The 407-nt window shown below is 73.5% G+C and carries 2 protein-coding genes; both read right to left on the bottom strand.

The window, feature by feature from the left end:
* Nucleotides 1–284 (bottom strand): iron chelate uptake ABC transporter family permease subunit (locus tag SB658_RS22090; RefSeq protein ID WP_410602333.1); only part of this gene is annotated, 284 nt, incomplete at its 3' end.
* Entirely contained in the window at nt 281–397 is a 117-nt protein-coding gene (locus SB658_RS22085; protein WP_410602335.1) for an iron chelate uptake ABC transporter family permease subunit, read from the bottom strand. The genes SB658_RS22085 and SB658_RS22090, both read right to left, overlap by 4 nt.
* Between the last annotated feature and the right edge of the window lie 10 nt (nt 398–407).

Raw genomic sequence — 407 nt, 5'->3', positions numbered from 1 at the left:
CCGAGTGCGGCGCCCAGCGCGAGGGCGAGCAGCACGCGCGGCATCCGCCATCCCCAGACCACCAGCTGCGAGCGGGAGTCGCCGAAGCCGAAGACGGTGGCGACGACGTCGGGGATCGGCACGACGTAGTCGCCGACGCCGAGGCTCACGACGGCGACCGCCGCCGCAGCGAGGACCAGTGCTGTCACGACCACCACGGGGCGACGTCGGACGAGGATGCTGACGCCGCCGTTCCTCGATCGGAGCAGCCAGGTGCGGTACCCGCGCTCGACGTGCACGCTCACAGGGCGCTCGCCCCTCGGCGGCGGACGAGCATGATCAGCACCGGCGCCCCGACGAAGGCGGTGACGATGCCGACGGGCAGTTCGCCGCTGCGCAGCACGACGCGGCCGACGATGTCGCTCGCG

The organism is Bacillus sp. SIMBA_008 (genome assembly GCF_046535495.1).
Taxonomy (GTDB): domain Bacteria; phylum Bacillota; class Bacilli; order Bacillales; family Bacillaceae; genus Bacillus; species Bacillus subtilis.
This window is presented reverse-complemented; position numbering and strand designations above follow the sequence as displayed.